Below are 25,277 nucleotides of genomic sequence, written 5' to 3'. Positions count from 1 at the left end.
CCTATCAATTGAAGGATGCCAAGCCACAACTGAATATCACAAACGCGGAGTTTAATGCGATTACAGTCATGGCTCGTTAAACCGATCTCAGGTTAATTAGTGAAAAAATTAAGATTTATAGGTATTTAGCCGAGTATGGGCATCTTCCACCTGGAAACAAAATTAGGAGATGAAAAGTGATTTTTAGATTTGTATTTGAAACGGATGTGGGTGTTGAGGACAAATTCCCTATTGTATCTGCGCTGCTTAAAAATCTTGAAAATTTTATTGAGGAGTCCAAAGTTGGTATTGGCATTGATTTTGTTGGTGTGAGAATCATTTTAAAAAGACCTCCGCCAGGGTTCGAAAAATTTTCTATTGCAAAGCGACCTTCATATAAGGAAGTGCAAAAATTTGTTAACCCATTATCTGGAGCAGTGATTTACAATGGGTATTATACTTTTGATCTGAAATTTAGTAACGAATCATATGATCGAATTGTTACTGGAGGAGAGCAGGAAATATATGAAGCTGTTTTTTCTGAAATAAAAATGTCAGCTGACAGTTTTGGTTTGTTAAAAAAGAAGGTTAAAAACGCCAATGTTTCAGAGCTGTTTAATGTAATAGATAAATATTTCCTTAACTTATTATCTCGTTAGGAAAAAAACGGTGACAGGTTTTGCCCTTTGCCCCTAAATAGTGAATATAAGGACACCCATAACCCGGTGTCCTTTTTTTATCTAAAGTGAGCAAAACCACCAGCAGGGTGAGCAGCCTTTTCCGGTCGAACCGGTCAGGGCAAACCGGAAGGGCGGGCAATTTTGGCCAGCGCCTACAATATGCGATAGCTGTGCTGAATATTGCTCAGTTGCTGTATTTCCTCTGTTATAACCCTTCGGTGGACAAGCTAATTTGGGCTGCTGTATTCACTCTGTGTTTATCGGCTGGCTTTTATCTGCTGATCCGTAGCCTGAGCCGTCAGACACAAGCTGTTGATCAGTCGCAGCTTGCTGTGTCGCACTAAAGGATCCAAAAACAGCTTCTGAACGTATACACAAGCATCCAATTCAGGAGTTTGTGTATATGGCTCGTTATTGCTTAATTACAGGTGCCAGTTCAGGCTTAGGTCGCGAGCTGGCTATCCAATATGCTGGTGCTGGCTGGCAAGTGATAGCTGTAGCCCGTTCAGTTAATGCGTTGAACGAGTTGCATCAACAACACAAGAGTATCCATGCTTTTCCTTTGGATTTAACTGACACAGAGTTGTTGCCTGCTGCTATAGAACAGCTTGCACAACAAATTCCGGCTCTGGATTTAGTGATCCTCAATGCAGGCAGCTGCGATTATGTTGATGCGGCCAATCTGCCTCTGGATGTTTTCGATCGTACTTTTGCATTGAATTTCCAGGCCCAGGTGGCAGCGGTCAAATTGCTGATGCCTTTATTGCAGAAATCATCTGAAGGCACTTTGGCTGTGGTTAGCAGCCTTGCCCATCTGTTTCCTTTTACCAAAGCCCAGGCTTACGGCGCCAGTAAAGCAGCCTTAAGCTATTTTGCAGACAGCTTAAGGGTGGATTTAACGGATTCCGGCATTCGGGTCTGTCTGATTGAACCTGGTTTTGTTGATACGCCTTTAACACAAAAAAATGACTTTAAAATGCCTTTTCTGTTGCAGGTTGAAGACGCAGCCAAGCGCATCCGGCAGGGTATTAGGTCAAAGCAGCAGCGCATACGGTTTCCGAAACGTCTGGTATTTAGCCTGCATTTACTGAATCTGCTGCCTTATTCGTTGCGCTGTAAAGTAGCAGCCGGGATGCGCCAACCATGACAGCAATAAACTGGCCGGTTTTAATAGGCTTTAAATTAAGTTGGTTTGCATTGGTACTGTTCCAGAACCTATTGGTGATCCCGGTATTGCTGTTTGTGTTCTGGTCTTTGTGGCGTTGCAGCCAATCTGAGCGGTTAATCTGGTTGGCTCTTGCCACTCTGGGTATAACTCTCGATTCTGTATTGCAGTACAGCGGTGTTTTGAGTTTTAACGGCGCTGCCTGGTTGCCACTCTGGATGTTGGTACTCTGGCTGGTGTTTAGTCTGGTTGTGGTGCAGGTGTTTTCTGTTTATTTGCAAAAGTACTGGTTAGCGGCACTTATTGCTGCTGTATCTGGTCCAATGGCTTATCTGGGCGGGGCTGCATTAAGTGGTCAGATGCAGGTCAGTCATACAACAGAAGCTTACATAGCGCTGGTGTTGTGTTGGGCCTGTTTTGGTGTGTTATCCGGATGGAGCAGGAGATTTTATGCGTAAGATTTTATTGATGACGGCCTTTTTTTGCAGTTTAAGTGCGCAGGCTATTCCCGGCGATGTCAAATTACTGGGGCAGGGCCAGTTCAGTTATTTATTCTGGAATTTGTATCAGGCGCAACTTTATACTGCAGATGGCAGCTGGAATGGTTATCAGCAAAGCTCACCTTTGGTATTAAAACTGACCTATCAACGTAAAATAAGCAAAGATGACTTTATAGAGGCCACTATGGATCAGTGGAAGCATTTGCAAGGCAAACTTTCGGTACAACACAAAGAGTGGGCTGGTCAGTTAGATACACTCTGGACTGATGTGAAAAAAGGTGATCAGTTAAGTTGTGTGTTATTGCCAGATGGCACAGTGCAGTTTTACTTTAACGAAAAGCTATTGGGTGCTGTCACAGATCCTGCTTTTGGTCCGGCCTTTTTAGATATCTGGTTGTCCGATAAAACATCGGCACCTAAATTAAGAAAGCAATTGCTGCAACTTTAACATCAAGCTGGAGTTTGTGCCGACAAATACCCTCAAAAAAACGCCAGCCACAGCTCGTTATAGCCTGGATGCGCTGGCCTGAAAATCTGTTCAGGCAGTATCTCTTATCCGCTAATTTAGTTTATGTTGTTTTTCATTTTATTTACTTCTGGTTTTTAGTCCGGAAGGCTATGTTCTTGTTTTTGTTTGTTTATTAATCTGCCAGTAAAGGGCCTTGTGAAAGCTTTTTTTTAAATTGTCTTTATTAAACAATTTGATAGATGTTTTCCTGCTTTTTTTAATGCCCTTCACAATACGGATCGCTTGTCTGTTTTGTATGCAGCTTCTCATGTTGTTGATTTTTATCATAAATTTAACACTTGTGTTTTTTGCGGCAGATGCCAATTAACGCGGGCTTTTGTTCTGTAAAAGCGGTTGACCCCAGCAAAATATAACCTTTATTATCCGCCGCCGTTTTGGGATAGCCCCAAATCAGGCGTGTTGTAACTTCAGTCAACACCAATGTTGATTGCCGTAAAAAACAGAGTCACTACGCAGTGGCCCAGGGAGAAAAAATGTTTGTAAGTAGTAAGTTGTCAAAAGCAGTTAGTTTAGCAGTAGCTTTTGGCGCTGTGTCAGGCGTCACTTTTTCCGGTTCGGTACAGGCTAAGGAAACTGATAGTGTTGAACGTATTCAGGTTACAGGTTCAAGTATCAAACGTACTGATTTTGAAGGTGCATTACCGGTTCAGACTATTGACCGTGCCGCTATTGACCGTTCAGGTCTGGCGACAGCTGGTGACTTAATTCAGTCCATTCCGTCTATGCAGGGTTTTACTACAGATGGCGATTCTGTAGGTGGTGGTGGTGGTGGTATGAAAACCGCTTCGTTACGTGGTCTGGGTGCTGAATACACTCTTGTCCTGATCAATGGTCGCAGAATGGCGCCTCGTGGTTCAGGTTCTACTATCGATCTGAACTCTATTCCTTTAGCTGCTATTGAGCGTGTTGAAGTACTGACAGACGGCGCATCTGCTTTGTACGGCTCTGACGCTATTGCAGGTGTTGTGAACTTCATCACTAAAGATGACGCTCAGGGTGTAAATCTTTCAGCCCGTTACAACAAGCCACAAGAGAAAAACGGCACCAGCGATAATTTCTCAATCACTGGTGGTTTAGGTGACTTTGACGCTGATGGTTACAATGTATTGTTATCCTACAGCCGCGATTCTCAGGAACAGCTGAAAGCTACAGACCGTGATTTTTCCAAATCAGGTATTATCCCGTTCAGTTTAAATAACAAAAATTATTATTATGTTGCAGGTTCGCCAAACGCTATCCCTGCAAACGCCCGTTATGTGTACACTAATGCTGAAGGTCGGTCAGTAAATTCAGCTGCCTTTAACCCTTATGAGAAACAAAACGGTGCTTGTGCACCAGACAACTTTGAATCTTCAGGTTTATGTCAGTATGACTACACAACCACAGTAGAAATTTTGCCGGAAAGTAAACGTGACTCACTGATGCTGGGCACCGACATTGCAATTAACAATGATACAAAGTTCTTTGCTGATGTGATGTATTCTGATTTCTCTCAGACCACCCGTATCGCACCTAATGCTACAGGTTTCTTCACACTGGGTGCCGATTCAGCTTTAGCTCAACAATATGTGATGCCTTATGTTGACCCAGCTCATGTTGGTTCAGTGACTTCTGTACAGGCACAATGGCGTGCATTACCATTGGGTGGCCGTGCGACAGAGTGGAATACTAAATCAACTCATATCGTCAGCGGTATTGAAGGCGTGATTGATACAATCGACTACTCAGCAGCCTTTACCTATTCAAAAAATGACACCGACGAGAACATCGCTGGTGGTTACCCTGTGTATGACAAGTTCATGGACGCAGTAAGTTCTGGTCTGGTGAATGTGTTTGAAACTCCGGATAAAATCAGTGCAGAAGGTCTGAAGGCACTGCAGAATTCTCAGTACTTCGGTAACTGGAGTAACGATACCACTGAAGTAAAAGGCTTTGATATCAAGGCCTCAACACCGGTGTATGAATTACCAGCAGGTGATGTGTATATTGGTACTGGTGTTGAATTCCGTAACACAAACTACGTGAGTTCTCTGGCTGATGCGAACAAACAGGATCTGCTGCTAGGCGCAAATATCGGTTCAGAGTATGACTTAAGCCGTGATAACTACGGTGGTTTTGTCGAAGTGATAGTTCCAGTGCTTGAACAGCTGGAACTGACAGGTGCTGTTCGTTATGACAACATAGGTGAAGTCACTTCTGATTTCGTTTATGACGAAAATGGTATTGCCGGTCCAGGCAGCTACAAAGTAAACGATTCAATGAATGACACTACCTACAAGCTGGCGCTGCGTTACAACGCCACAGAAGACTTGTTACTGCGTGCTTCAACAGGCACAGGTTTCAAAGCTCCGTCTATGTTAGATTTGGGTCAGCCTAAAGTTGAATTTGGTGTAACAAGCGGCGCTTATGCCTGCCCATTTGCTGGTACTACTGATCCACTGGCAGAAATATGTAGCGTATCTCCACAGCAGTTTGAAGCGTTCAGTCAGGGTAACCCTGGATTAAAACCAGAAGAGTCTAAGCAGTACACTTTAGGTTTTGTCTACGCACCTGACAATAACTTCAGCTTCAGCATGGACTACTGGAACATTGAACTGACTAACCTGGTGACTTCAGTCACTGAGTCTCAGATCGTTGAAAACCCGGTACGTTACCGTGATTTGTTTACTACTAAAACAAACAAAGCCACTGGTCAGGAAGAACTGGCTATTGTGTTCGCAAGCGTGAACGTGGGTCAGTCTAAGAATTCCGGTATCGACTGGGATTTAACCATAGGCAATGACTTATCTTTTGGTCGTTTAAGCACGACCTTAGCTGGTACTTATGTATTAGACAGCGAATACACTCGTCCTGGTACTACAGACGATTGGATCAGCAGCTTAGGTCGTTTTGGTGATGACAATAAAGTTGTATTCAGAACTGTGGCTAAGTTTATCAACACCTTAACTCATGGTGATTTTGCTCACAGCGCAACGCTGAATTACCGTAGTGGATATCAGGATCAGGCCCAATCAGCATCTACCCGCTATGTGCGTTTAGATTCTGTGAATGGTGCTGGTGTGGACATTCAATTGAGTGTGCCTTCGTATGCCACTATTAATTACCAGACGAAGTACCAGGCTATGGATGCTCTGGGTGTGACTTTTGGTATTAATAACCTGGCGGATCGTGCTCCTCCATTATCGTTACGTTCAGGTGGTGCTGGTCACCAGGTCGGTTTCGACCCTCGTTATACTGACGTTTATGGTCGCACTTTCTATTTAGGTCTGGACTACAAGTTCATGTAATCTGAAGAAAGGTGAAGGGAGCAGAGTGAAAGTACCAGCTCTGTTCCCCTGACAAACAAAAAACCCACTGCACGCAGTGGGGTTTTTGTTTGATCTTTAGTTTGCCTCAGGCTTTAGCTGGGCCATTGAAAAACACTACTTCTGCTGAATAAACTTGATTAACTTGGCTGCAATGTCTGTATTGTCCTGAAAACCGGCAAACTGCTGCTTATCAGCACCATAAGCCAGGACAGGCACATCCGCTGCCGTATGACCGCTGCTGGTCCAGCCCGTGGAAGAATAGTGGTCTATACGCTGTTTTACGGCAACAGCTAAGGCTTTCTGCCCTTCAGTACGAGCTTTGCTCAACAGTTGTTGTTCATCGGCATTCAGCTCCAGACCCGTTAAACCTAACCAGGCCTGATAAAATACTTTGTCATCTTTTAGTGCCAGCAACTGGCCCGCGATATAGTCACCTGTATGTTTTACCTTTTGAACCACATCCCGTTTCCAGCTGTAGTTGCCATTGGCACCTAAAGATAAACCACCGGTTTCATGGTCAGCTGTGATCACTAATAAAGTATCAGGGTGAGTGTCGACATAAGCTTTTGCTACTTTAATGGCCTCGGCAAAGTCGTGCATTTCAGCCATGGCACAAGCGATATCATTGGCATGACCACACCAGTCAATCTGACTGCCTTCAATCATCACCACAAAACCTTTTTCAGCAGGGGACAATAGCTCCAGTGCTTTTTCTGTCATTTGTTTTAATGGCAAAGGTTCCGGATTATCCAAAGCACTGACAAAACCTTTAGGTGCAAACAAACCTAAAACCGGTAATTTGTTCAGCGCTTTCAACTCTGTCCAGCTGTCTGTGTACTGGTAACCCGCTTGTTTAAACTCTTCCACCAAGTTGCGGTCTTCACGGATAAAATAGCTGGTACCACCACCAAGCATTAAATCAGCCACAATGCGTCCATCTACTTTATTGTCGATGTAGTCATCTGCAATCTGGTTATAGTTGTTTCGGCTGGGATCATGCGCCAAAAAACCGGCAGGGGTGGCGTGGTTAATCTGTGCTGTAACGACCACACCAGTTTGCATGCCCTTGGCTTTGGCTATTTCCATCATAGTAGTCAGCGACTTATGGTCGTGGTCTACCGCTATAGCGCCGTTGTAAGTTTTGTGTGTGCTGGATAAAGCTGTAGCCGCCGCTGCTGAGTCTGTCACAACGGTATCGTCGTCAGGATAAGTGCTGGCGTTACCCACCCATAACTCATCAAATACGGTGGATTCCACTACTTTGGTGTCCGGGTTATCCATGTAATAACGATAAGCAGCTAAATAAGCAGGTCCCATACCGTCACCTATCATATAAATAATGTTTTTTGGTGCGGCAATTGCAGTAGTCGAAGCACAAGCAAGGCAAGCGATACTGATTAAACTAAGTTTTTTTAACATAAGAAGGCTCTGTAGCTGGCAAAAATCTGATAATACCAAAGTCAGTAGGTAAGGTTATCTTACGTCAGTGACCAATTTATGACAAAACTGTAAATGCAAAAAGTGCGACCAACAGCCCTAAAAGCAGGACTGACAGGTGCTAAAACAAAACTTCGGATATAAGTGTTGCAGAGCTGATCACCCATGGCTTAGAGTAAGAATGGAACTAAAGCTGCTACACCTTATCTAACAGCCGTGTAGTTAACGAGGTTAAGAAGTCATGAGTAAGAAGTTTGTTGCTGTTGCTTTGAGTCTGATGATCCTGGCAGGGTGCGCCAGTTATCCCGAACAAGTACGTATAGCTGATAATGTAGCACTAACCAGCTATGAAAATGCTGCCCAACAAAATGTCGACTTTGGCACGGCCCGATGGAGTGGCGTGATTGCTGAAGTGAGTAACAAAGCCGACAAAACCCGCCTTGAAGTAGTGTATTTCCCATCCGGAACCAACGGACGTCCTGCGGTTTCCGATCAAACAAAAGGCCGTTTTGTCGCCTATATCAAAGGTTTCTTAGATCCTATGGTGTATCAGCCAGGAAAGTCAGTCACAGTGCTGGGTGAGTTGAGCCGTTCTGAAACCGGAAAAGTGGACGAATATGAATACCGTTATCCTGTTATCAAAGACGCAACAGTGTATTTGTGGCCTAAACAGGAAGACCGGGTTGAAGTGATTGACACCTGGCCTATGATGCGTCCTTACCCTTACTACTGGGGTTATGGCCCGGGGATACGTGTCCGTACTATTACAAAACAACAATCGACAACACAAGGCCCAGTTCATGTTGACAATAATAAACAGAATAAAGTGCAACCTTAATCTCGTGCTGCTTGGTGCTGCGTTATGCAGCGCAGCTGTAGCTGAAACGCCTTCTGCTCCTGACTTAACTGCTTTAGCAGAACACTCATTTCGTAGTGAAGAAGATAAAGCCAGAAATCAGTACCGGCATCCGGTAGAAACACTGACCTTTTTTGGCATCAAACCAAGCATGTCTGTGCTGGAAATCTGGCCAGCCCGAGGTTGGTATACAGATATTCTGGCACCCTATTTAAAAGATCAGGGAAAGCTGACTGTAGCTAACTTTCGGGTTGATGACGGCACCATGCAGGATGACAGAAAAATCTTCTGGAGTCGCATCAGTGAACGTTTTAGCCAGCGTATTCTGAAACACAAAGAGCACTTTGGTTCAGTAGAACAAACTGAATTTGACCCACCAGGTTATATGTTTCTGGGTTTAACCCAGCAATACGATATGGTTCTGAGTTTCCGTAATGCTCATATCTGGAATGAGCAGGGGTATTTGCTGGATGTCTTTCGTGCCGTGTTTGACGTACTCAAACCAGGTGGAGTATTTGGTATAGTCGAACACAGAGCCAGTCGGGTGTCTGAAATCTCCAGCTCTGCTGTTGAAGGCTATCTGGATGAATCTTATGTGATCGCAGTGGCGGAACACGCTGGTTTTAAACTGCAGGCGAAATCTGAAGTGAATGCGAACCCAAAAGACACTAAAGATTATCCTAAAGGTGTGTACGCTTTACCTCCTACTTTAGCTATGGGTACAGTGGATCGCGAAAAGTACCTGGCCATTGGTGAAAGTGATCGTATGACCTTAAAGTTTGTGAAGGCCAGCAGCGAATAATGTCAGCACTGGTTTTTTCCTTGCCAGCTATGTTTGTAGCTGGCTGGCAGCAAGGTCCGGCATCAGCACCAGTGACTTTATGCCTGCATGGCTGGCTGGATAATGCCGACAGTTTTTTACCTCTCTCTGCTTTTCTGTCAGAACTGAATCTGGTGTCTATAGATTTACCCGGGCATGGCAAGTCACAGCACCGCAGCCTGGATGCTCATTATCATTTTCTGGATTGGATTTACGATGTGGCTACTTTGATTAAAACTCAGGGCTGGCAACAGGTTGATATCATAGGCCATTCGATGGGCGGCATGATAGGTTCGGTGCTCGCTGCTGTGATGCCACAGATGGTTCGCAAGCTGGTGTTGATTGACAGTATAGGCCTGGTGACAGGTGAAGCCAGCAACACGACACAACAAGTGCGAACTGCTATAAACCACAGATGGCAAAGCCCACAGAAACAAAAACCTGTTTACACCGATCTGCAAAGTGCGGCTGTGGCCAGACAAAATCAAAGTGATTTTGATATCAACTGTGCATTAGTTCTTGCTAAGCGGGGTACAGAAGCTTGCACAGGCGGACTGACCTGGTCTGCAGATATGCGTTTACGTGAATCTTCTGCTTATCGTTTAATGCAAAGTCAGGCTAAAGAATTGCTAAAGGATATTCAATGCCCTGTGTTGGCTGTTCTGGCTAAAGATGGTTTGCAGATGATGCAGCAGGCAAGACAAGAATATCAGCATTGTTATCCGAAGCTGGAGCTGGTTGAGCTGCAGGGAGGGCACCATTGCCATATGATGCAACCAAAAATAACAGCGGACGCAATTCGTCAATTTTTACTGTCCTGATTGTTTTTTATGCTCTGCAATCCTGCAGAGCACCCTTACGGGCCAGCTACAGCTGTTAAAAATCGTTCCTGACGATTTTTTATGCTGTTATAGTCAAGGCAAGAACTGTGGTTCTGCAGACAATTGTTAAATCTGAACAATTGTGGGATGATGCTGTATTAGAGTAAAAACTCAGTGTCGCTTGTATCAGAATTAAACATGTCTGTGCAAAGGGCCAAAGCACAAAATATAACTGCTATAACTACTATAACTAAAAAATAATAAATACCACGAGGAGAGGACAGTGGATCGAGTCTGGTCAAAAAATTACCCTGAAGGCGTTCCGGTTGATATCAATGCCGACCATTACGCATCATTACTGGAAGTCTTTGATGAAAGCATCAGAGACTACGCCGACAGAACCGCCTTTATCAATATGGGCAAAAGCATTACTTATGCAGAGCTGGACAAGCTGAGCTTACAGTTTGCCGCTTATTTGCAACAACAATTAGGTATGAAACAAGGCGACGCCGTCGCTGTGATGATGCCAAACTTGCTGCAATACCCTGTTTGCATTTTGGGTATTTTACGTGCCGGTTGTGTTGTGGTGAACGTCAATCCACTGTACACACCACGCGAACTGCAACATCAACTGCTCGACTCAAAAGCTAAAGCTATAGTGATTGTCGAGAATTTCGCCCATACCTTGTCTGATGTACAGGACAAAGTGCAACTGGACCATGTGATCCTGACGCATATGGGTGATATGTTAGGTCTGGTGAAGGGCACTATCGTCAATCTGGTCGTCAAGCATGTCAAAAAGCTGATCCCTGCCCATACTCTGAAAAAATACGTCACTTATAAGCAAGTGATAGCTTCAGGTGATGCCTCTGCTTATAAAAAGCCAGTTGTTGCCGGAGACGATTTAGCCTTTCTGCAATACACAGGCGGCACTACAGGTGTTTCTAAAGGCGCAATGCTAACCCATCGTAATATGATTGCTAACCTCGAACAGGCGGATGGTTGTATTGGTCCTGTACTGACTAAAGGTCAGGAGTTTATTGTTACAGCCTTGCCGCTTTACCATATCTTCGCTTTAACCGCTAATTTCCTGATGTTTATGAAATATGGTGGCACTAACCTTCTGATCACCAACCCAAGAGACATGCCCAATTTTGTTAAAGAGCTGTCGAACTATCCTTTCACCGCTTTAACAGGCGTCAATACCTTGTTTAATGGTTTATTGAATACCCCTGGTTTTGCTCAGCTGGATTTCAGCAAGGTGAAGCTGGCGTTAGGTGGTGGTATGGCTGTACAGCGTCCTGTGGCAGAGCGCTGGCAGAAAGTAACAAACACCAGATTAGTAGAAGGTTATGGTTTAACTGAATGTGCACCTTTGGTCACTGTCAGTCCTTATAACCTGCCTGCTTACAACGGTAGTATAGGTTTCCCTGCGCCTTCTACAGACATCAAACTGGTCAATGATGATGGCGTTGAAGTTGCTGCTGGCGAACCCGGTGAAATGTGGGTTAAAGGCCCACAAGTAATGAAAGGCTATTTCAACAGAGCTGAAGAGACGGCAAAAGTACTGAACGAAGAAGGCTGGTTGGCAACGGGCGACATTGCCCGTATGGATGACGATGGTTTCTTCTATATAGTAGACCGTAAAAAAGACATGATTTTAGTCTCTGGTTTTAACGTTTATCCGAATGAAATTGAAGAAGTAGTGGCGATGAACGACAAAGTGCTGGAAGTGGCCGCTGTAGGTGTGCCAAACGAAGCCACTGGTGAAGCCGTGAAAATATTCGTAGTGAAAAAAGACCAAAGCCTGACAGATGCTGAATTAATTCAACACTGTAAGGAACGTTTGACGGGCTATAAAGTGCCGAAGCTGGTAGAATTCCGCACTGAATTGCCAAAAACCAATGTGGGTAAAATCTTAAGGCGAGAGCTCAAAGGTTGATCCAGAAAAAACCGGCGCAGGCCGGTTTTTTTTTGTTAAAAGTCAGAGACCAAAATAAAGAAAATCAAGGACATCACATGACGTATCAGCTTATTACCACTTCATCTGCTTTAGCTGCTTTTTGTGCGCAAGCCGCCAGTGCTGAGGTGTTAGCTGTGGATACTGAATTTGTCCGCCAAACCACCTTGTACCCAAAACTTGGTTTAATTCAGCTGTTTGATGGCAAACAACTGGTGTTGGTTGATCCTTTAGCTATTGATGACTGGAGCTCCTTGCAGCAACTCTTTGCTAATCCGGCGGTTTGTAAGGTAGTGCATTCCTGCAACGAAGATTTAGAAGCTTTGGCTACTCAGCATTTGTTACCTATATTGCCTTTGATTGATACTCAACTGGCGGCGGAATTGGCAGGTTGGGGTGGCAGTCAGGGCTATGCCAAGCTGGTGCAAAGAGTCTGTGCTATAGAGCTGGATAAAAGTGAATCCCGTACGGACTGGATAGCACGGCCTTTATCTGCTTTACAACTGGACTACGCCGCTAAAGACGTAGAGCATTTATTGGATGTCTATCAGGCGCTCAAAGCTGAACTGGTTGTAAAAAATCAATACGATTTACTGCTTGCTGAAGGCGAACATTTAATAGCACGCCGTTCTTTTGCATTACCTCTGTCATTTCGTCATTTGGAACTCAAAAACAGCAATTTGCTGACGCCACGCGAGCTGGCTATTTTGCGTGAATTAGTGATCTGGCGGCAAGAATATGCACAGCAACATGATATGGCGCTGGGTTTTATCTTCAAAGATCATCATTTATTAGATATAGCCAAACGTCGGCCTGGCAGTCTGGAGTCGATGTTTAATATTCCTGAGTTACCAGGTCGTGAAGTCCGCCGCCATGGTAAAACGGTACTGGCACTGATAGAGCAGGCCAAAGCCTTGCCACTGGAAGAGTGCCCACAGCCGTTTTATCACGCTGATGTATTTGCCGGTTTTAAAGAAGAACTACAGCGTATTACCAATGCTATTAAAGCTGCCGCTGCAGACTCTGGCATTGCTGCTGAATTTATTGCGGTTCGACGCCAAAGCACAGAATATTTTAACTGGTGCTGGCGCGTTAGTGACGAGGACAGAGCTCAACTGCCTGTTCCGGAGTTTTTGCGAGGCTGGCGCAGGAATGTGTTGCTTAAACACTTACCTGTTCCTGCTCACGTCCAGTCGCTGATCTAATTTGGTTATTAAACGTATTACAGCCCTTTCTACCTTATGGTTTAGCGCATTTTTTCGGCTAAACCCTGCTGCTTTTTGCAAAAATCTGCGCTGATCCTGTCAAAAAACCATTTCGTAACTCTTTTGCTACATCAACAATCAAAAGGGTAAAAACAATGAAATGGAGTAATAAACTAGCTGCTTTAGTGATAACGCTGCTGGCTGTCGGCGGATGTAATGATTCAGACCCGGCACCTGAAGTCCTGCCACCGCCTGCTGTAAATGCCACTATTAAAGTTGTTCATGCTGTGTCAGATGCTCCTGACGTTGCAGTGAATGCAAATGGCAGTGTGGCGATAGCAAATCTTGCCTTTGGCGAGGCTGCCGGACCTCTCTCAGTAGCTCCTGGTCATTTCAGTACTTCTGTTGATGCAAAACTGCCTGGCGGTGCTGTTGTAACAGTGATCCCAGCAACAAGCCTTTCACTTGGACAGGCTACAGACTATGTCATTTTTGCCACAGGAAAAGCTACAGACAGCAGCATTGAACCTGTGGTGGTTAATTTCCCACAAACAGCAGTAACCAGTAGCAACGTGCGCTTGCGTGTTGTGCATGCTGCAGCATCAGCTCCAACAGTCGATGTGCATTTAACAGCTCCGGCTGATGCGTTATCTGCAGGTACAGTAGCTGCAACCCTTGAGTTCAGCGACACAACAGGGGATGTCACAGTGCCGGCAGGGGATTACAGAGTACGTATTACTCCGGCAGGTAACTTAACCACAGTGGTTTTTGATTCAGGCACTGTGGCTTTAGCTTCAGGGTCTGATTTCACTATTGCAGCTTTGGACAACCGTTTTGCCGGACCTTCACCTGTCTCTTTGTTAGCTTTGGTGCAGGGCACAGACACCAGCCTTGAGCTGCTGGACACAGGCTCAGTTTCTGCAGTACGTGTGGTGCACGATGTATCCGATGCACCTGCTGTGGATATTTTAGTGAACGATGCCGAAGCTATTAATGCTTTAGCTTTCCCGGATTTTACCGATTACGCAGAACTTACACCTGACACTTACAATGTAAAAGTGGCGGCTGATGCTGATAACTCAGTGGTGGTGATTGACGCCGATCTTGAACTGGAAGCCGGCGTGTATTACACAGTGCATGCGGTAGGTTCTTTAACCCAGGACAGCATTGAGCCTTTGGTGGTAATGGATAATCCACGTCGTATTGCCACAGCGGCACAAATCCGCGTTATCCATGGCTCAAGTCTGGCAGGTCCTGTTGATGTTTATCTGACAACAAATTCAGACATTTCAGCAGCCACTGCAGCACTGAGCAACGTGGCATTCAAAGCCGATTCTGGTTATATCCAGGTGCCGTCAGGAGCTTATTTTGTCACTGTTACCCCAACAGGCAGCAAAACAGCAGCCATAGGCCCGGTAGCAGTCACATTGGACGCCAACAAGATTTATACAGCGGTAGCCCGGGACGGTGAAGGTTTAACAGCGGATCTGAGATTGATCCTGTTGGATGACTTGAATAACCAGTAATGAAAGAATACAGGCAGAGTTTATGACTCTGCCTGCTTTCGTTATTACTTCTTATCGTCAGGGAAAGTGACGTTTAATTCCAGCACAGAGAGTTCATCCGAGCTCTTTTCCAGTGATACCGAAACCTGATCGTCAGCAATATCCACATACTTGCGGATCACTGCCAAAATGTCGCGTTCCAGCTGTGGCAAATAATCCGGACTGTTGCGTCTGTTGCGTTCATGGGCAACGATGATCTGTAACCGCTCTTTGGCAGTTGAAGCTGTATTTTTTTTCGTTGAACGGAAATAATCCAATAACGACATTCGCTTAGCCTCCAAATATACGTTTCAGCAAGCCTTTTTTCTCCACGTTCAGGAAACGGAAAGGCACTTCTTCGCCAAGCAAGCGGGCGACCGTATCTAAATAGGCCTGGCCAGCATCACTGTCCTGATCCAGAATAACAGGCTGACCTGAGTTTGATGCATTTAATACTGCCTGAGATTCAGGGATCACGCCCAGCAGTTTAATCGCCAGAATTTCGCCGACGTCTTCCACACTCAGCATTTCGCCTTTAACAACACGCTCAGGGTTGTAGCGGGTCAACAACAAGTGTTCTTTAATGCCGGGTAAACCTTGTTCAGCGCGACGTGACTTGCTGCTCAGCATGCCTAAAATGCGGTCTGAGTCACGCACTGAAGAGACTTCAGGGTTAGTCACAACCACAGCTTCGTCGGCGAAATACAACGCCATCATAGCGCCTGATTCAATACCGGCAGGTGAGTCACAGATAATGTAATCAAATTCCTGTGCCAGCTCGTTCAGAATGCGTTCTACGCCTTCTTTACTCAGTGCATCTTTATCACGGGTTTGTGAGGCAGGCAGAATAAACAGGGTGTCGATACGTTTATCTTTGATCATCGCCTGTTTTAAATTCGCTTCACCGTTAATTACATTAACGAAGTCGTATACAACCCGACGCTCGCAGCCCATGATTAAATCCAGGTTTCGTAAGCCAATATCGAAATCGATAATGACGGTTTTAAAACCGCGCATCGCGATGCCTGTACCAATAGCCGCGCTTGACGTAGTTTTGCCTACGCCACCTTTACCTGATGTAACAACAATGATTTTTGCCATCGCAAAATATCCTTAAAGCAAATCTGCTAAAACCAACTTATCGTCCTGCAACCCAATGCAAGCCGACTTACCCCAATATTCGCCTTGCAGACTGTCACTGAGCCAGTAACTTCCGGCTATGGAGATCAGTTCAGCTTCCAGCTTGTGACAAAACACGCGTTTTTGATTATCTCCGGCTGCGCCCGCTATGGCTTTACCACGCAGCGTACCGTAAATATGTATATTTCCATCGGCAATGACTTCAGCCCCGGCACCTACAGTACCACGGATCACTAAATCTGCACCTTTGGCATAAATTTGCTGGCCAGAGCGAATATTTTGCTCCACCACTTTGGTTTCCATCACAGTAGCTGCAACAACAGCTTCTGCTTTGGTTTCTGGTTCTTTAGTTTCTTTAGCCGGTGTTTTGCTTTTACTCAGCTGCAGTGCAGCTAAGCCAGCGGCCTGAGCTGCTTTTTTAAGTTCAGCTGAAGCACCACATACACCCACTAATACCAGTTCAAGCTCTTTGAATACTTCAGCGATAGCTTCAAAATCAGGAGCTTGAGTGGCAGACTCGACATTAATCACCACAGGTGCGCGGTAGAAAAAGGCAGGAGCTTGGGCCAGTTTTTGTTGCAGCTGAGTTTTTACCGCAGCAGCAGACAGGTCCTGACAATACAACACAGACAGTGGAAACAAACTGCCTTTTAATTCAAAGGAATGATCAGACATAGCTCAAAATGCGCACTTTATTATTTGTTTAATGACGGCAAAAATTCGTGTCAGCCTTTATTAGCTTGGTACGCTTGGCTGGTGCTTCATGTTATAGTTTGCGCCCCTGTTAGGCAAGTTAGTAAGAGTAGTTTTTGTCCTATGTTATGTGTTGTTTATAAAAGTCCAAAGCTGGACCAAACCTATTTATACGTATTGCGCCGCGATGACTTTAGCGCTGTACCTGAAGCCTTACTTAAAACCTTTGGTAAACCTATGCTGGTCACGCTGATTAATCTGGCGACCAAAAGCAAATTAGCCCATGCCGATATCGACAAAGTCAGACAACAGCTGACAGAGCAGGGTTTTTATTTACAGTTGCCTCCGCCGCCTGAAGATTTACTTAAAGCGCATAAAGAGAGCCAGCCAAACAAGGAGTAACCTATGAAGTTGACTCAAATTGCAGTCATTGTGGTCAGTGGCTTATTGTTGTCTTGTACCAGCACAGTGTCGGGCAAAGCCCAGACCAAAACTGAAGCGGTAAAAACTGCGCCGACTGCTAAAATCCAGGCTGCTGTAGCCGAAGTACCAACAGCATTGCCAACACAAGCTACTGTGACTAAAGGCAGTTTTGAAAGCTATGTGGCTGCTTTAAAACAGGAAGCTTTAGAAAAAGGCTATTCCAAAGCTTTAGTCGATGAAGTCTTTGCCAGTTTAAGGCATTACCAGTCGGCTGTGGTCGCTGATAAAAAACAGCCTGAATTCACCGAAACTTTAGACACCTATTTGCCAAAACGTGTCAGTAAACAACGTATAGATTTGGCGCGTAAGTATTACAAAGAACACCAAAAAGAGCTGGAAGCTATAGGCCAGAAATATGGTGTGCAACCCCGTTTTATCGTTGCTTTATGGGGGCTGGAAAGCAGCTTCGGCAAGTTTATGGGCAACTATTCAGTGCCTTCAGCCTTAGCCACTATGGCCTATGATGGCCGTCGTGAAACTTTTTTTAAATCAGAGTTTTTTCTGGCTTTAGATATTCTGCAACAAGGCCATGTCAAATTAGCCGATATGAAAGGCTCATGGGCAGGGGCTATGGGTCAGAGTCAGTTTATGCCCAGTGCTTTTATGTCCTATGCTCAGGATGGCGACGGAGATGGTCATATTAATATCTGGCAAAGCCGCACCGACGCTTTTGCTTCTATTGCCAATTACTTAAAAACACGGGGTTGGGACAATAGTCAAACCTGGGGCAGGGAAGTGAAAGTGCCAAAAAACTTTGATTTCTCCTATGTGATCCCAAAAGGCAGTAAAGACAGAACTCAATGGCTAGAATGGTGGGCTAAATCAGAACGTTCTTTGGCGGCTTGGCAAACTTTGGGGGTTCGCACCACCGAAGGCAAAGCATTACCTGCGCGTGATTTAAAAGCTGCCTTGGTGATGCCGGATGACGAAAAGGGCCGGGTGTATCTGGCGTACAGTAATTATCAAACACTGATGCACTGGAACCGCTCTTATTATTTTGTTACCAGCGTAGGTTATCTGGCTGATTTAATAGTGGCAAAGGATTAAGCATGAGTTATCAGCATAAAGATCAACAGGGCAATCTTATTGATTTGCCTTCAGGAAAAGTGCTGTGTATAGGTCAGAACTATCAGGACCATATTGCTGAGATGAACAGCAAAACAGCACCAGAGGCGTTGTTTTTTATTAAACCCAACACAGCTGTAGTTGATATCAATCAGCCTTTTCTGATCCCACAACAGTTGGGGGCAGTGCATAATGAAACAGAGCTGGCTGTGCTGATTAAGGCGCCTTTAACTAAAGTGACTCCAGAGCAAGTGCTGGAAGCGGTTTGGGGTTATGGTCTGGCACTGGATTTAACCTTAAGAGACCAGCAAAAGAAATTAAAAGAACTGGGACGTCCATGGGAAATCGCCAAAGGTTTTGATGGCGCTTGTCCTGTTTCTGCTTTTGTTGCTGCTGAACAACTGGGTGATGTACAGCAGTTACAGTTTAGCCTGAAGGTGAATGGCGAGTTTCGTCAGCAAGGTGATACCCGTATGATGATCCGCTCCGTCACACAAATCATCAGTGAAATGTCGCAGTTTTTCACCTTGTTACCAGGTGATCTGGTGCTGACTGGCACACCTGCAGGTGTCGGGCCGTTAAACACTGGTGATCAGTTAGAATTAGCTCTGGCTAACAAGCTACATATTAAGACGTCAGTGCGCTGACAGAGAGGTTGAAGTGTTAACAGCAAAATTCTGGGAAACAAAAAGCCTGGAGCAAATGACAATAGAAGAGTGGGAAGCTGTCTGTGATGGCTGTGCTAAATGTTGTCTGAATAAATTTATTGATGATGAAGACGAAGAAGCTGAAGGCCCAACCGACTTCATCAAGCCGGACGAACAAATCCATTTTACCAATATCGCCTGTCGTTATCTGGACAGTCACAAATGTGCCTGTACTGTGTATGAGAAACGTACAGTGCTGGTGCCTGACTGTGTGAAGCTGACACAGGATAATTTAAAAGACATCTTTTTTATGCCAAACAGCTGCAGCTATCGCCGTTTACATGAAGGCCGTGGTTTGCCGTCCTGGCATCCGCTGTTGAACAACGGTAAAAAAAGTCTGATGCATAAAAAACAGATGTCGGTTCGCAATAAAACCATTTCTGAAGATCTGGTCGATATGGAAAAATTTGAAGACTATATTGTGACCTGGGCTATTAACGATCTGGATTAGCCATTTTCAGTATCTGTTCAGCTCGACCAGGAAAAATAGCGTTTTTTTGATTAAGGGTGGTGGTTGTGCAAGAAGCCATGCAGATTTTGCATCATTTTAAAGAGTTAATGGCCAGTTTTAGCCCGGCCATAGTGCAGATGGTGATCACTGCTGTTGTCATCCTGATCTACATTATTTTAAGCCGCAGAATAGCGCCCTTTTTATACCGCACCATAGCGGCCAGTGTATTAAAAGATGAAATGAACCGCCGCGCTTTGGTGGTGTTTCATATACTGCTGTTTTTATTGTTAGTCGTTATCCTGAGTGTGATCTGGGGGATCGACATCAAAGGCTTGCTGGTTCTTGCATCCTCGATGATTGCCGTCATAGGTGTGGCTTTGTTTGCGGCCTGGTCGCTGTTGAGCAACATCACCGCCTTTTTTATCATGTTAGGTCAACGTAACTTTGCGCCTGGCGCTGAAGTGAAAATTCTTGACGGGGCTAACCATGTTGAAGGCAAAGTGGTGGAAATTAATTTATTCAGCACTGTATTGCTGACCAAAAATAACGAACAAATTGTTTATCCCAATAATCTGATTGTGTCCCGTCCTGTCATAGTGCAACACCAGTTCAGAGCAGATAAAAATAAAACAGTGAACAGATGGCGCCGTAGATTCCCGGAACATAGGTAAATTGCGGATCTTAAAAAGGGCCTTTTCGGCCCTTTGTCATATCTGGTTTTGCTTAACCCCAAAGTAATTGGAGTACTTTAGTCTGGCAGGCGCAAGGCTTCGCGGAACTTATCTACCCACATGGCTGTGGCGCCACAAACCGCCACCGGCATAATCAATAAGTTAATCAGCGGCACTAAGCTCAACACATAAACAGTGATGCCAAAGGCATAACTGTGTTTCCACTGCAGTTTTAACGCTTTTCGCATGGTATCAAAAGGTACTTTGTGGTTATCAAATGGATAGTCACAGTACTGAATAGCCAGCATCCAGCTGCAGAATAAAAACCATAACAACTGACCTATGCCCGGCAAGATAAAAAACAGCAATAAAAAGCCAATAGCGCGGGGCAGGCAGTAAACAAACTTTTGCCATTCACGACCCAGCATACGGGGGACATCTTTCAAGAAAGAGGCTAAGCCCTGATCCGGCAAGGGCTGGCCTGTTAAATACAGTTCTGTTTTTTCTGCCAGTAAGGCATTAAAAGGTGCAGCAATAAAGTTAGCGACCATGGTAAAGGTTAAAGCCAGGCCCATCACAATAGAAAACAACGCCAGCGGCCAGACTAAAAAACCGATAAAACTCAGCCAGTCCGGTAAGGTTGCAACCACCTGTTCAACCCAGCCACCGAGCTGACTGAATAAATAACCAAAAGCCAAAGCAAACAGCACTAAATTGATACAAAGTGGCACTACCACATAACGTTTTAAGCCTTTGACTCTGATTAAACTAAGGCCCTTCATCAGATAATGCATAGATCCAGCTCCTTTACCGCGAATGAGCTGAGCATATAAGCCATCTGATTGAGCCGCAAGAATAAATCCGTAAGCAACTTTTTCAGTCACTTGACACAAAGCGGCCGTGACAGCAGCACCGCTGTTCTGTTACATTCACTTTTGTTAACAAAACCTCGGCCTTATTGTTCAGGGACAGATGCGTCTTAAGCAAATTAAATTAGCGGGTTTTAAATCCTTCGTTGATCCTACCCAGGTGGCTTTTCCTGCTCAGATGACTGCTGTAGTGGGGCCAAACGGCTGCGGTAAATCCAATGTGATTGACGCTGTACGCTGGGTACTGGGTGAAAGCTCGGCGAAAAACCTGCGCGGTGATGCGATGACAGACGTTATTTTTAACGGCTCCACGCAGCGCAAACCCGTGTCCCAGGCTTCTGTTGAACTGATGTTCGAAAATACTCAAGGCCGCTTGCAAGGCACTCTTGCTGATCGCAGCGAAATATCCATCAAACGTTTAGTGACGCGGGATGGCCAGTCGAATTATTTCCTCAATGGCACTAAATGCCGCCGCCGTGATATTACAGATATCTTCCTTGGCACAGGCTTAGGTCCTCGCAGTTACGCCATTATCGAACAAGGCATGATTTCGCGGCTGATTGAATCCAAGCCTGCTGACTTACGGATTTTTATCGAAGAAGCGGCCGGTATTTCCAAATACAAAGAACGGCGGCGCGAAACCGAAAACCGCATTAAACATACCCGCGAAAACCTGGACCGTTTATCTGACGTGCGGGAAGAGCTGGGCAAAAATCTGGATAAACTCAAACGTCAGGCGGCTGCTGCGGCACGTTTTAAAGAACTCAAAGCACAGGAGCGTAAGCTCAAGGCCGAACTGGCCTGTGTAAAGTGGTTACACTTTCACGGCCTGCTGCAAAAAACAGAACTGGATATTCAGCACAAGCTGACCGAAATAGAGCAGTTTCAGGCCGCTCAGTCCGGTGATCAATTGCTGGTGCTGCAACTGAAAGAGCAGCAACAGGATTTACGCACTGAACAGCAACAAGTGCAGCAGCAGTATTATCAGGTCGGCAATCAGATCACCCGCTTAGAACAGCAACAACTGCACGAACGTCAACGTCGTCAAAGCCTGACCGATGAATTACGTTCATTACAGCTGACTTTGCAGGAAGCTGATTCCTATATGGCGCAGCAGCGGGAGCAGCTGGCTGAACTCGAATTCCAGCTTGATCACGCAGCACCGGATAGCGAACTGAAGCAAGAACAATTTGAAAGCCTGACCGAACAGGCCGAACAGGCGCAGGAACAGTTGGCCAGCGCTCAGAATGCGTTACAGCAGTGGCAGCAGCAGTTTTTTGCGCTGCAGCAACAACAGCAACAAAACAAGCTTAAAACCGAACACAGCCAGCAGCAGCAACAGCAATTACTCAACCGCATCAGTCAGCTACAACAAGAGCTGGCACAACTGGATCTTGTGGCTGATTCGAAAGCGACAGAGCCCTTGCTGGCCAAACAGCAAGAAGCACAGCAGCAACTTGAATTACTGCAACAGCAAAGCGAAGTTGCAGAACAGCGCTATCAGGCTTTGCAACAAAGCCAGCAAGAACGCAAACAACAGCAGTTGGTGCAACAAAGTGAGTTGAAACAGCTGAAACAGCAGCAGGACAAACTGAACCAAATTCAGTTGCAGGTTAATCAGCAGCAACAGCAACTGTTAAAGCAGCTGCAGATTGAACCCCAGTGGGCTAAAGCCGTGAGTTTAGTGCTGGGTGAATTACAGCATGCGACCGCAGATCAAGCTGTACTAAAAAGTTATGTAGTGCCAAGCCAGCTCGATGTCAAAGCCGATACTTTAGCCGCAGTGATCCGGGCGGGGTTTTATCCTGATACTTTTCACGCTGTTTTACTTGCCGACAGTATTGAACAAGCCAAAGCAATACAGCAGCAACTGGAACCGCAGCAGTCGGTGATTTGTCCACAAGGTATTTGGTTTGGCAGCAATTGGCAGCTTGTGCCGGGCCAGGCCGCTTCGGATAATTTTTTAACCCGCCAGCAACAATTACTCGAGCTGGCAGAACAAATCCAGCACCTTGAACAGCAGGTATCGGCACAGCAGCAACAAGAACAGCAATCTGATACTGAACTTGCAAAGAGCAAACTAGAGTGGCAGCAAAGTATTCAACAGTTGCAACAGGCTAAAGATCTGCAGCAAAAGATCAGCACCGACATTTTATTACTGCAACAACAGCAGCAACTGCAGCAGCAAAGACGTTTACAGGCATCTTCAGAACTGACAACGCAGCAGCAGGATTTTGAGTTATTAAGCCTGCAGCTTGATGAGCTGGAACAACAATCCGAAGCACTGGACGAGCAGTATCAGAGCCAAAAAGCCAAAGAGTGGCAGTTGCAGCAACAACTCAGCCAGAGTCAGCAGCAGCATCAGCACCTGAAGCAGCAGCAGGATTTAATACGTCAACAACTGCAGCAATTGCAACTGGAACAACAAAGCGCACAGAAGCAGTTAAGTTTCAGTCAGCAGAATTTACAGCGAAGCCAGCAGCAACAGCAACAACTGCAACAGCGCCATCAATTAGTGCAGGAACAGCTGGCCGAAGTGTCAGAACCCGATGGCGAGCAACACGAAAGCCTACAGTTATTGCTGGAACAGCGCGCTGAAGTTGAACTTTTGGTGCAGCAAAAAGCCGAAGCTTTACATTCTTTGGATGAAAAGCTGCGTCAGGCGGAGCAAGGCCATCAGGGCGTGGCGCATGTATTAACGCAAAAGCAAAAAGAATTAGCCGATTTACAACTGTCGGCTGAAGGCTACAGAGTGCGCGCCAACAATATGCTGGAGCAACTGACAGAGTTGCAGGTGAATTTTAAAGAATTGAGTGAAACCCTGCCACCTGAAGCCAATGAGCAGGAATGGCAACAACAGCTGGAAAAAACACAGGATTCTGTCAGTCGGTTAGGCCCTATTAACCTGGCCGCTATTGAAGAGTTTGAACAGCAGGATGAGCGCAAGCAGTATCTGGATGCGCAGCACCAGGATTTAGTTTCAGCACTGGAAACTCTGGAAACTGCGATCCGTAAAATTGACCGGGAAACCCGGCAAAAATTTAAAGAAACCTTTGAGCAGGTGAATGACGGCTTGCAAACTTTATTTCCAAAAGTGTTTGGTGGAGGCAGTGCCTATCTTGATTTAACCGAAGAAGATCTGTTAGAAACAGGTGTAACTATCATGGCGAGACCGCCAGGGAAAAAAAACAGCACAATTCACTTACTCTCGGGTGGTGAAAAAGCGCTAACCGCTTTATCATTGGTGTTTTCGATTTTTCGATTAAATCCAGCACCTTTTTGCATGCTGGATGAGGTTGATGCACCTTTAGATGATGCAAACGTCGGCAGATTTTGTAATCTGGTACGGGAAATGTCTGAAACTGTGCAATTTATTTATATCAGTCACAATAAAATTGCCATGGAAATGGCGGCACAATTAATGGGGGTGACTATGCAGGAACCCGGTGTGTCCAGAGTTGTGGCTGTAGATGTGGAAGATGCCGTGAAAATGGCACAAGCCTAAAAACTAAAAGGTAAAAGAGATGGCTGAGGAATTACGTTTAGTCCTGATTGTTTTGGGTGTGTTAGGTATCAGCGCTTTAGCTTTACATGGCTGGTGGACTGTCAGGAAAAATAATAAAGACAACGGTAAATACGATGTAGACCCTTCTGCAAGCTCAGGTGCCAGAGGCGATGGCTTTGATGAGCTGGGTATAGGCCGTAAGCGGGTATTGCAACCTGGCGAAAAGCCACAACCTAAACCTGCGCCAACAGTGGCACCAAAAGCCAATAAATTACGTGAACCGGTCAAAGTACGCCGCGAACCAGAGTTAAACGAGCCGCCTTTGGATATGGGCCGTTTTTCTGCCACAGACGAGCCTTATGCTGAAGCTGTAGCGGAAGAGCAACAAGCGGCTTACGAAGCCGAAAAAGATCAATCCGCTCAGGCTCCGGCCAACGAAGTGCTGATCCTTTATGTATTGCTGCCGGAAGGCGAAGAAATTAACGGCTCTTTATTATTGCCTTCATTGCTGACGCTTGGCTTTAAATACGGCGAAATGAATATTTTCCACAGGTTTCAGGACAATGCAGGCTCAGGTGAAGTGTTATTTTCACTGGCCAATATGTTTAATCCTGGCACCTTCGATTTAGAAGAGATGGAAAAAATGAACACCCGTGGTTTAAGTTTGTTTATGACCTTGCCAGGGCCTGGCGAAGCCTTACAAAACTTCAACCTGATGCACAGCGCTGCGAAAAAACTGGCTGATGAATTTGGTGGTCAGGTATTGGATGGTCAGCGCTCAGTGTTGACTGTTCAAACAGTGCGGCATTATGTAGAAAAAATCCGTGAGTTCCAGCGTCAGCGCCTGATCCACGGTTAATGCAATAGTCATATTAAAGAGGCCCCGTCA

24 protein-coding genes are annotated in these 25,277 nt (G+C 45.4%); 19 read left to right on the top strand and 5 right to left on the bottom strand.

Going from position 1 to position 25,277, the window contains the following annotated elements; genetic code table 11:
• The first annotated feature begins 176 nt into the window (after positions 1-176).
• The 6 genes from J2W69_RS19320 to J2W69_RS19295 all read left to right on the top strand — a co-directional run bounded on the left by J2W69_RS19320 (position 177) and on the right by J2W69_RS19295 (position 6,140).
• Positions 177-638: a hypothetical protein gene (locus J2W69_RS19320; protein WP_310281580.1), complete on the top strand. Its 462-nt coding sequence runs from the start codon at positions 177-179 to the stop codon at positions 636-638.
• A 191-nt stretch (positions 639-829) separates the two neighbouring features.
• On the top strand, positions 830-1,003 hold the full coding sequence (locus tag J2W69_RS19315; RefSeq protein WP_310281578.1) for a hypothetical protein: 174 nt from the start codon (positions 830-832) through the stop codon (positions 1,001-1,003).
• Positions 1,004-1,062: 59 nt separating this feature from the next.
• Entirely contained in the window at positions 1,063-1,806 is a 744-nt protein-coding gene (locus J2W69_RS19310) for an SDR family NAD(P)-dependent oxidoreductase (RefSeq protein ID WP_310281576.1), read from the top strand.
• Entirely contained in the window at positions 1,803-2,282 is a 480-nt protein-coding gene (locus J2W69_RS19305) for a DUF2878 domain-containing protein (RefSeq protein WP_310281574.1), read from the top strand. Before J2W69_RS19310 ends, J2W69_RS19305 begins: the two co-directional genes overlap by 4 nt.
• On the top strand, positions 2,275-2,772 hold the full coding sequence (locus J2W69_RS19300; RefSeq protein WP_310281572.1) for a chalcone isomerase family protein: 498 nt from the start codon (positions 2,275-2,277) through the stop codon (positions 2,770-2,772). The genes J2W69_RS19305 and J2W69_RS19300 overlap by 8 nt, the downstream gene beginning before the upstream one ends.
• Positions 2,773-3,326: 554 nt before the next feature.
• Positions 3,327-6,140 (top strand): TonB-dependent receptor, encoded by a 2,814-nt coding sequence (locus tag J2W69_RS19295; RefSeq protein ID WP_310281570.1) that lies wholly within the window; start codon positions 3,327-3,329, stop codon positions 6,138-6,140.
• A gap of 135 nt (positions 6,141-6,275) precedes the next feature.
• On the opposite strand, the gene J2W69_RS19290 is transcribed toward J2W69_RS19295, so the two are convergent.
• Entirely contained in the window at positions 6,276-7,580 is a 1,305-nt protein-coding gene (locus J2W69_RS19290) for an alkaline phosphatase (RefSeq protein ID WP_310281568.1), read from the bottom strand.
• A gap of 259 nt (positions 7,581-7,839) precedes the next feature.
• Between J2W69_RS19290 and J2W69_RS19285 the strand changes: the two genes are divergently transcribed.
• The 6 genes from J2W69_RS19285 (at position 7,840) to J2W69_RS19260 (ending at position 14,786) form a co-directional block, all read left to right on the top strand.
• On the top strand, positions 7,840-8,436 hold the full coding sequence (locus J2W69_RS19285; RefSeq protein ID WP_310281565.1) for a Slp family lipoprotein: 597 nt from the start codon (positions 7,840-7,842) through the stop codon (positions 8,434-8,436).
• The gene (locus tag J2W69_RS19280; protein ID WP_310281563.1) at positions 8,399-9,256 is read left to right on the top strand and encodes a class I SAM-dependent methyltransferase; all 858 of its coding nucleotides are present in this window, start codon (positions 8,399-8,401) and stop codon (positions 9,254-9,256) included. Before J2W69_RS19285 ends, J2W69_RS19280 begins: the two co-directional genes overlap by 38 nt.
• Positions 9,256-10,095: an alpha/beta fold hydrolase gene (locus tag J2W69_RS19275; RefSeq protein ID WP_310281561.1), complete on the top strand. Its 840-nt coding sequence runs from the start codon at positions 9,256-9,258 to the stop codon at positions 10,093-10,095. Before J2W69_RS19280 ends, J2W69_RS19275 begins: the two co-directional genes overlap by 1 nt.
• 283 nt (positions 10,096-10,378) lie before the next feature.
• Positions 10,379-12,037: a long-chain-fatty-acid--CoA ligase FadD gene (gene fadD / locus J2W69_RS19270; protein ID WP_310281559.1), complete on the top strand. Its 1,659-nt coding sequence runs from the start codon at positions 10,379-10,381 to the stop codon at positions 12,035-12,037.
• Between the two features lie 77 nt (positions 12,038-12,114).
• On the top strand, positions 12,115-13,260 hold the full coding sequence (gene rnd / locus J2W69_RS19265) for a ribonuclease D (protein ID WP_310281557.1): 1,146 nt from the start codon (positions 12,115-12,117) through the stop codon (positions 13,258-13,260).
• Positions 13,261-13,415: 155 nt separating this feature from the next.
• On the top strand, positions 13,416-14,786 hold the full coding sequence (locus J2W69_RS19260) for a DUF4397 domain-containing protein (RefSeq protein ID WP_310281555.1): 1,371 nt from the start codon (positions 13,416-13,418) through the stop codon (positions 14,784-14,786).
• A gap of 44 nt (positions 14,787-14,830) precedes the next feature.
• Here the strand turns inward: J2W69_RS19260 and minE are convergent, their stop codons facing one another.
• From minE to minC, 3 genes are read right to left on the bottom strand one after another with little or no spacing between them, the layout of a single operon-like run.
• Entirely contained in the window at positions 14,831-15,091 is a 261-nt protein-coding gene (gene minE / locus J2W69_RS19255) for a cell division topological specificity factor MinE (protein ID WP_008900582.1), read from the bottom strand.
• A gap of 4 nt (positions 15,092-15,095) precedes the next feature.
• Positions 15,096-15,905 carry a septum site-determining protein MinD gene (minD, locus tag J2W69_RS19250; protein WP_008900581.1) on the bottom strand — a complete coding sequence of 270 codons (810 nt, stop codon included), beginning with the start codon at positions 15,903-15,905 and terminating at the stop codon, positions 15,096-15,098.
• A gap of 12 nt (positions 15,906-15,917) precedes the next feature.
• A complete protein-coding gene (gene minC, locus J2W69_RS19245; protein WP_310281552.1) occupies positions 15,918-16,619 on the bottom strand; it encodes a septum site-determining protein MinC in 702 nt (233 codons plus the stop codon).
• A 141-nt stretch (positions 16,620-16,760) separates the two neighbouring features.
• On the opposite strand from minC, the gene J2W69_RS19240 reads away from it, so the two are divergent.
• The 5 genes from J2W69_RS19240 (at position 16,761) to J2W69_RS19220 (ending at position 20,014) form a co-directional block, all read left to right on the top strand.
• Positions 16,761-17,039, top strand: coding sequence for a YcgL domain-containing protein (locus J2W69_RS19240; protein ID WP_300928322.1), 279 nt, complete (start codon positions 16,761-16,763; stop codon positions 17,037-17,039).
• Positions 17,040-17,042: 3 nt separating this feature from the next.
• Entirely contained in the window at positions 17,043-18,167 is a 1,125-nt protein-coding gene (locus J2W69_RS19235; protein ID WP_310281549.1) for a lytic murein transglycosylase, read from the top strand.
• Positions 18,168-18,169: 2 nt separating this feature from the next.
• The gene (locus J2W69_RS19230; RefSeq protein ID WP_310281547.1) at positions 18,170-18,832 is read left to right on the top strand and encodes a fumarylacetoacetate hydrolase family protein; all 663 of its coding nucleotides are present in this window, start codon (positions 18,170-18,172) and stop codon (positions 18,830-18,832) included.
• A gap of 13 nt (positions 18,833-18,845) precedes the next feature.
• The gene (locus tag J2W69_RS19225) at positions 18,846-19,343 is read left to right on the top strand and encodes a YcgN family cysteine cluster protein (RefSeq protein WP_008900576.1); all 498 of its coding nucleotides are present in this window, start codon (positions 18,846-18,848) and stop codon (positions 19,341-19,343) included.
• A gap of 65 nt (positions 19,344-19,408) precedes the next feature.
• Entirely contained in the window at positions 19,409-20,014 is a 606-nt protein-coding gene (locus J2W69_RS19220; RefSeq protein ID WP_310281542.1) for a mechanosensitive ion channel domain-containing protein, read from the top strand.
• A gap of 77 nt (positions 20,015-20,091) precedes the next feature.
• Here J2W69_RS19220 and cysZ read toward each other — a convergent pair whose 3' ends face one another.
• Entirely contained in the window at positions 20,092-20,808 is a 717-nt protein-coding gene (gene cysZ, locus J2W69_RS19215; RefSeq protein WP_310281539.1) for a sulfate transporter CysZ, read from the bottom strand.
• A 178-nt stretch (positions 20,809-20,986) separates the two neighbouring features.
• Between cysZ and J2W69_RS19210 the strand changes: the two genes are divergently transcribed.
• Both J2W69_RS19210 and zipA read left to right on the top strand, forming a co-directional pair.
• The gene (locus tag J2W69_RS19210) at positions 20,987-24,388 is read left to right on the top strand and encodes a chromosome segregation SMC family protein (RefSeq protein ID WP_310281537.1); all 3,402 of its coding nucleotides are present in this window, start codon (positions 20,987-20,989) and stop codon (positions 24,386-24,388) included.
• Between the two features lie 19 nt (positions 24,389-24,407).
• Complete coding sequence (gene zipA / locus J2W69_RS19205) at positions 24,408-25,247, top strand: cell division protein ZipA (protein WP_310281535.1); 840 nt, start codon at positions 24,408-24,410, stop codon at positions 25,245-25,247.
• The last annotated feature ends 30 nt before the right edge of the window (positions 25,248-25,277 follow it).

Origin of the sequence: Rheinheimera soli, assembly GCF_031457405.1 — a bacterium.
Classification (GTDB): Bacteria; Pseudomonadota; Gammaproteobacteria; order Enterobacterales; family Alteromonadaceae; genus Pararheinheimera; species Pararheinheimera soli_A.
The sequence above is the reverse complement of the archived record's forward strand: the minus strand, read 5'-3'. Positions and strand labels throughout refer to the sequence as shown.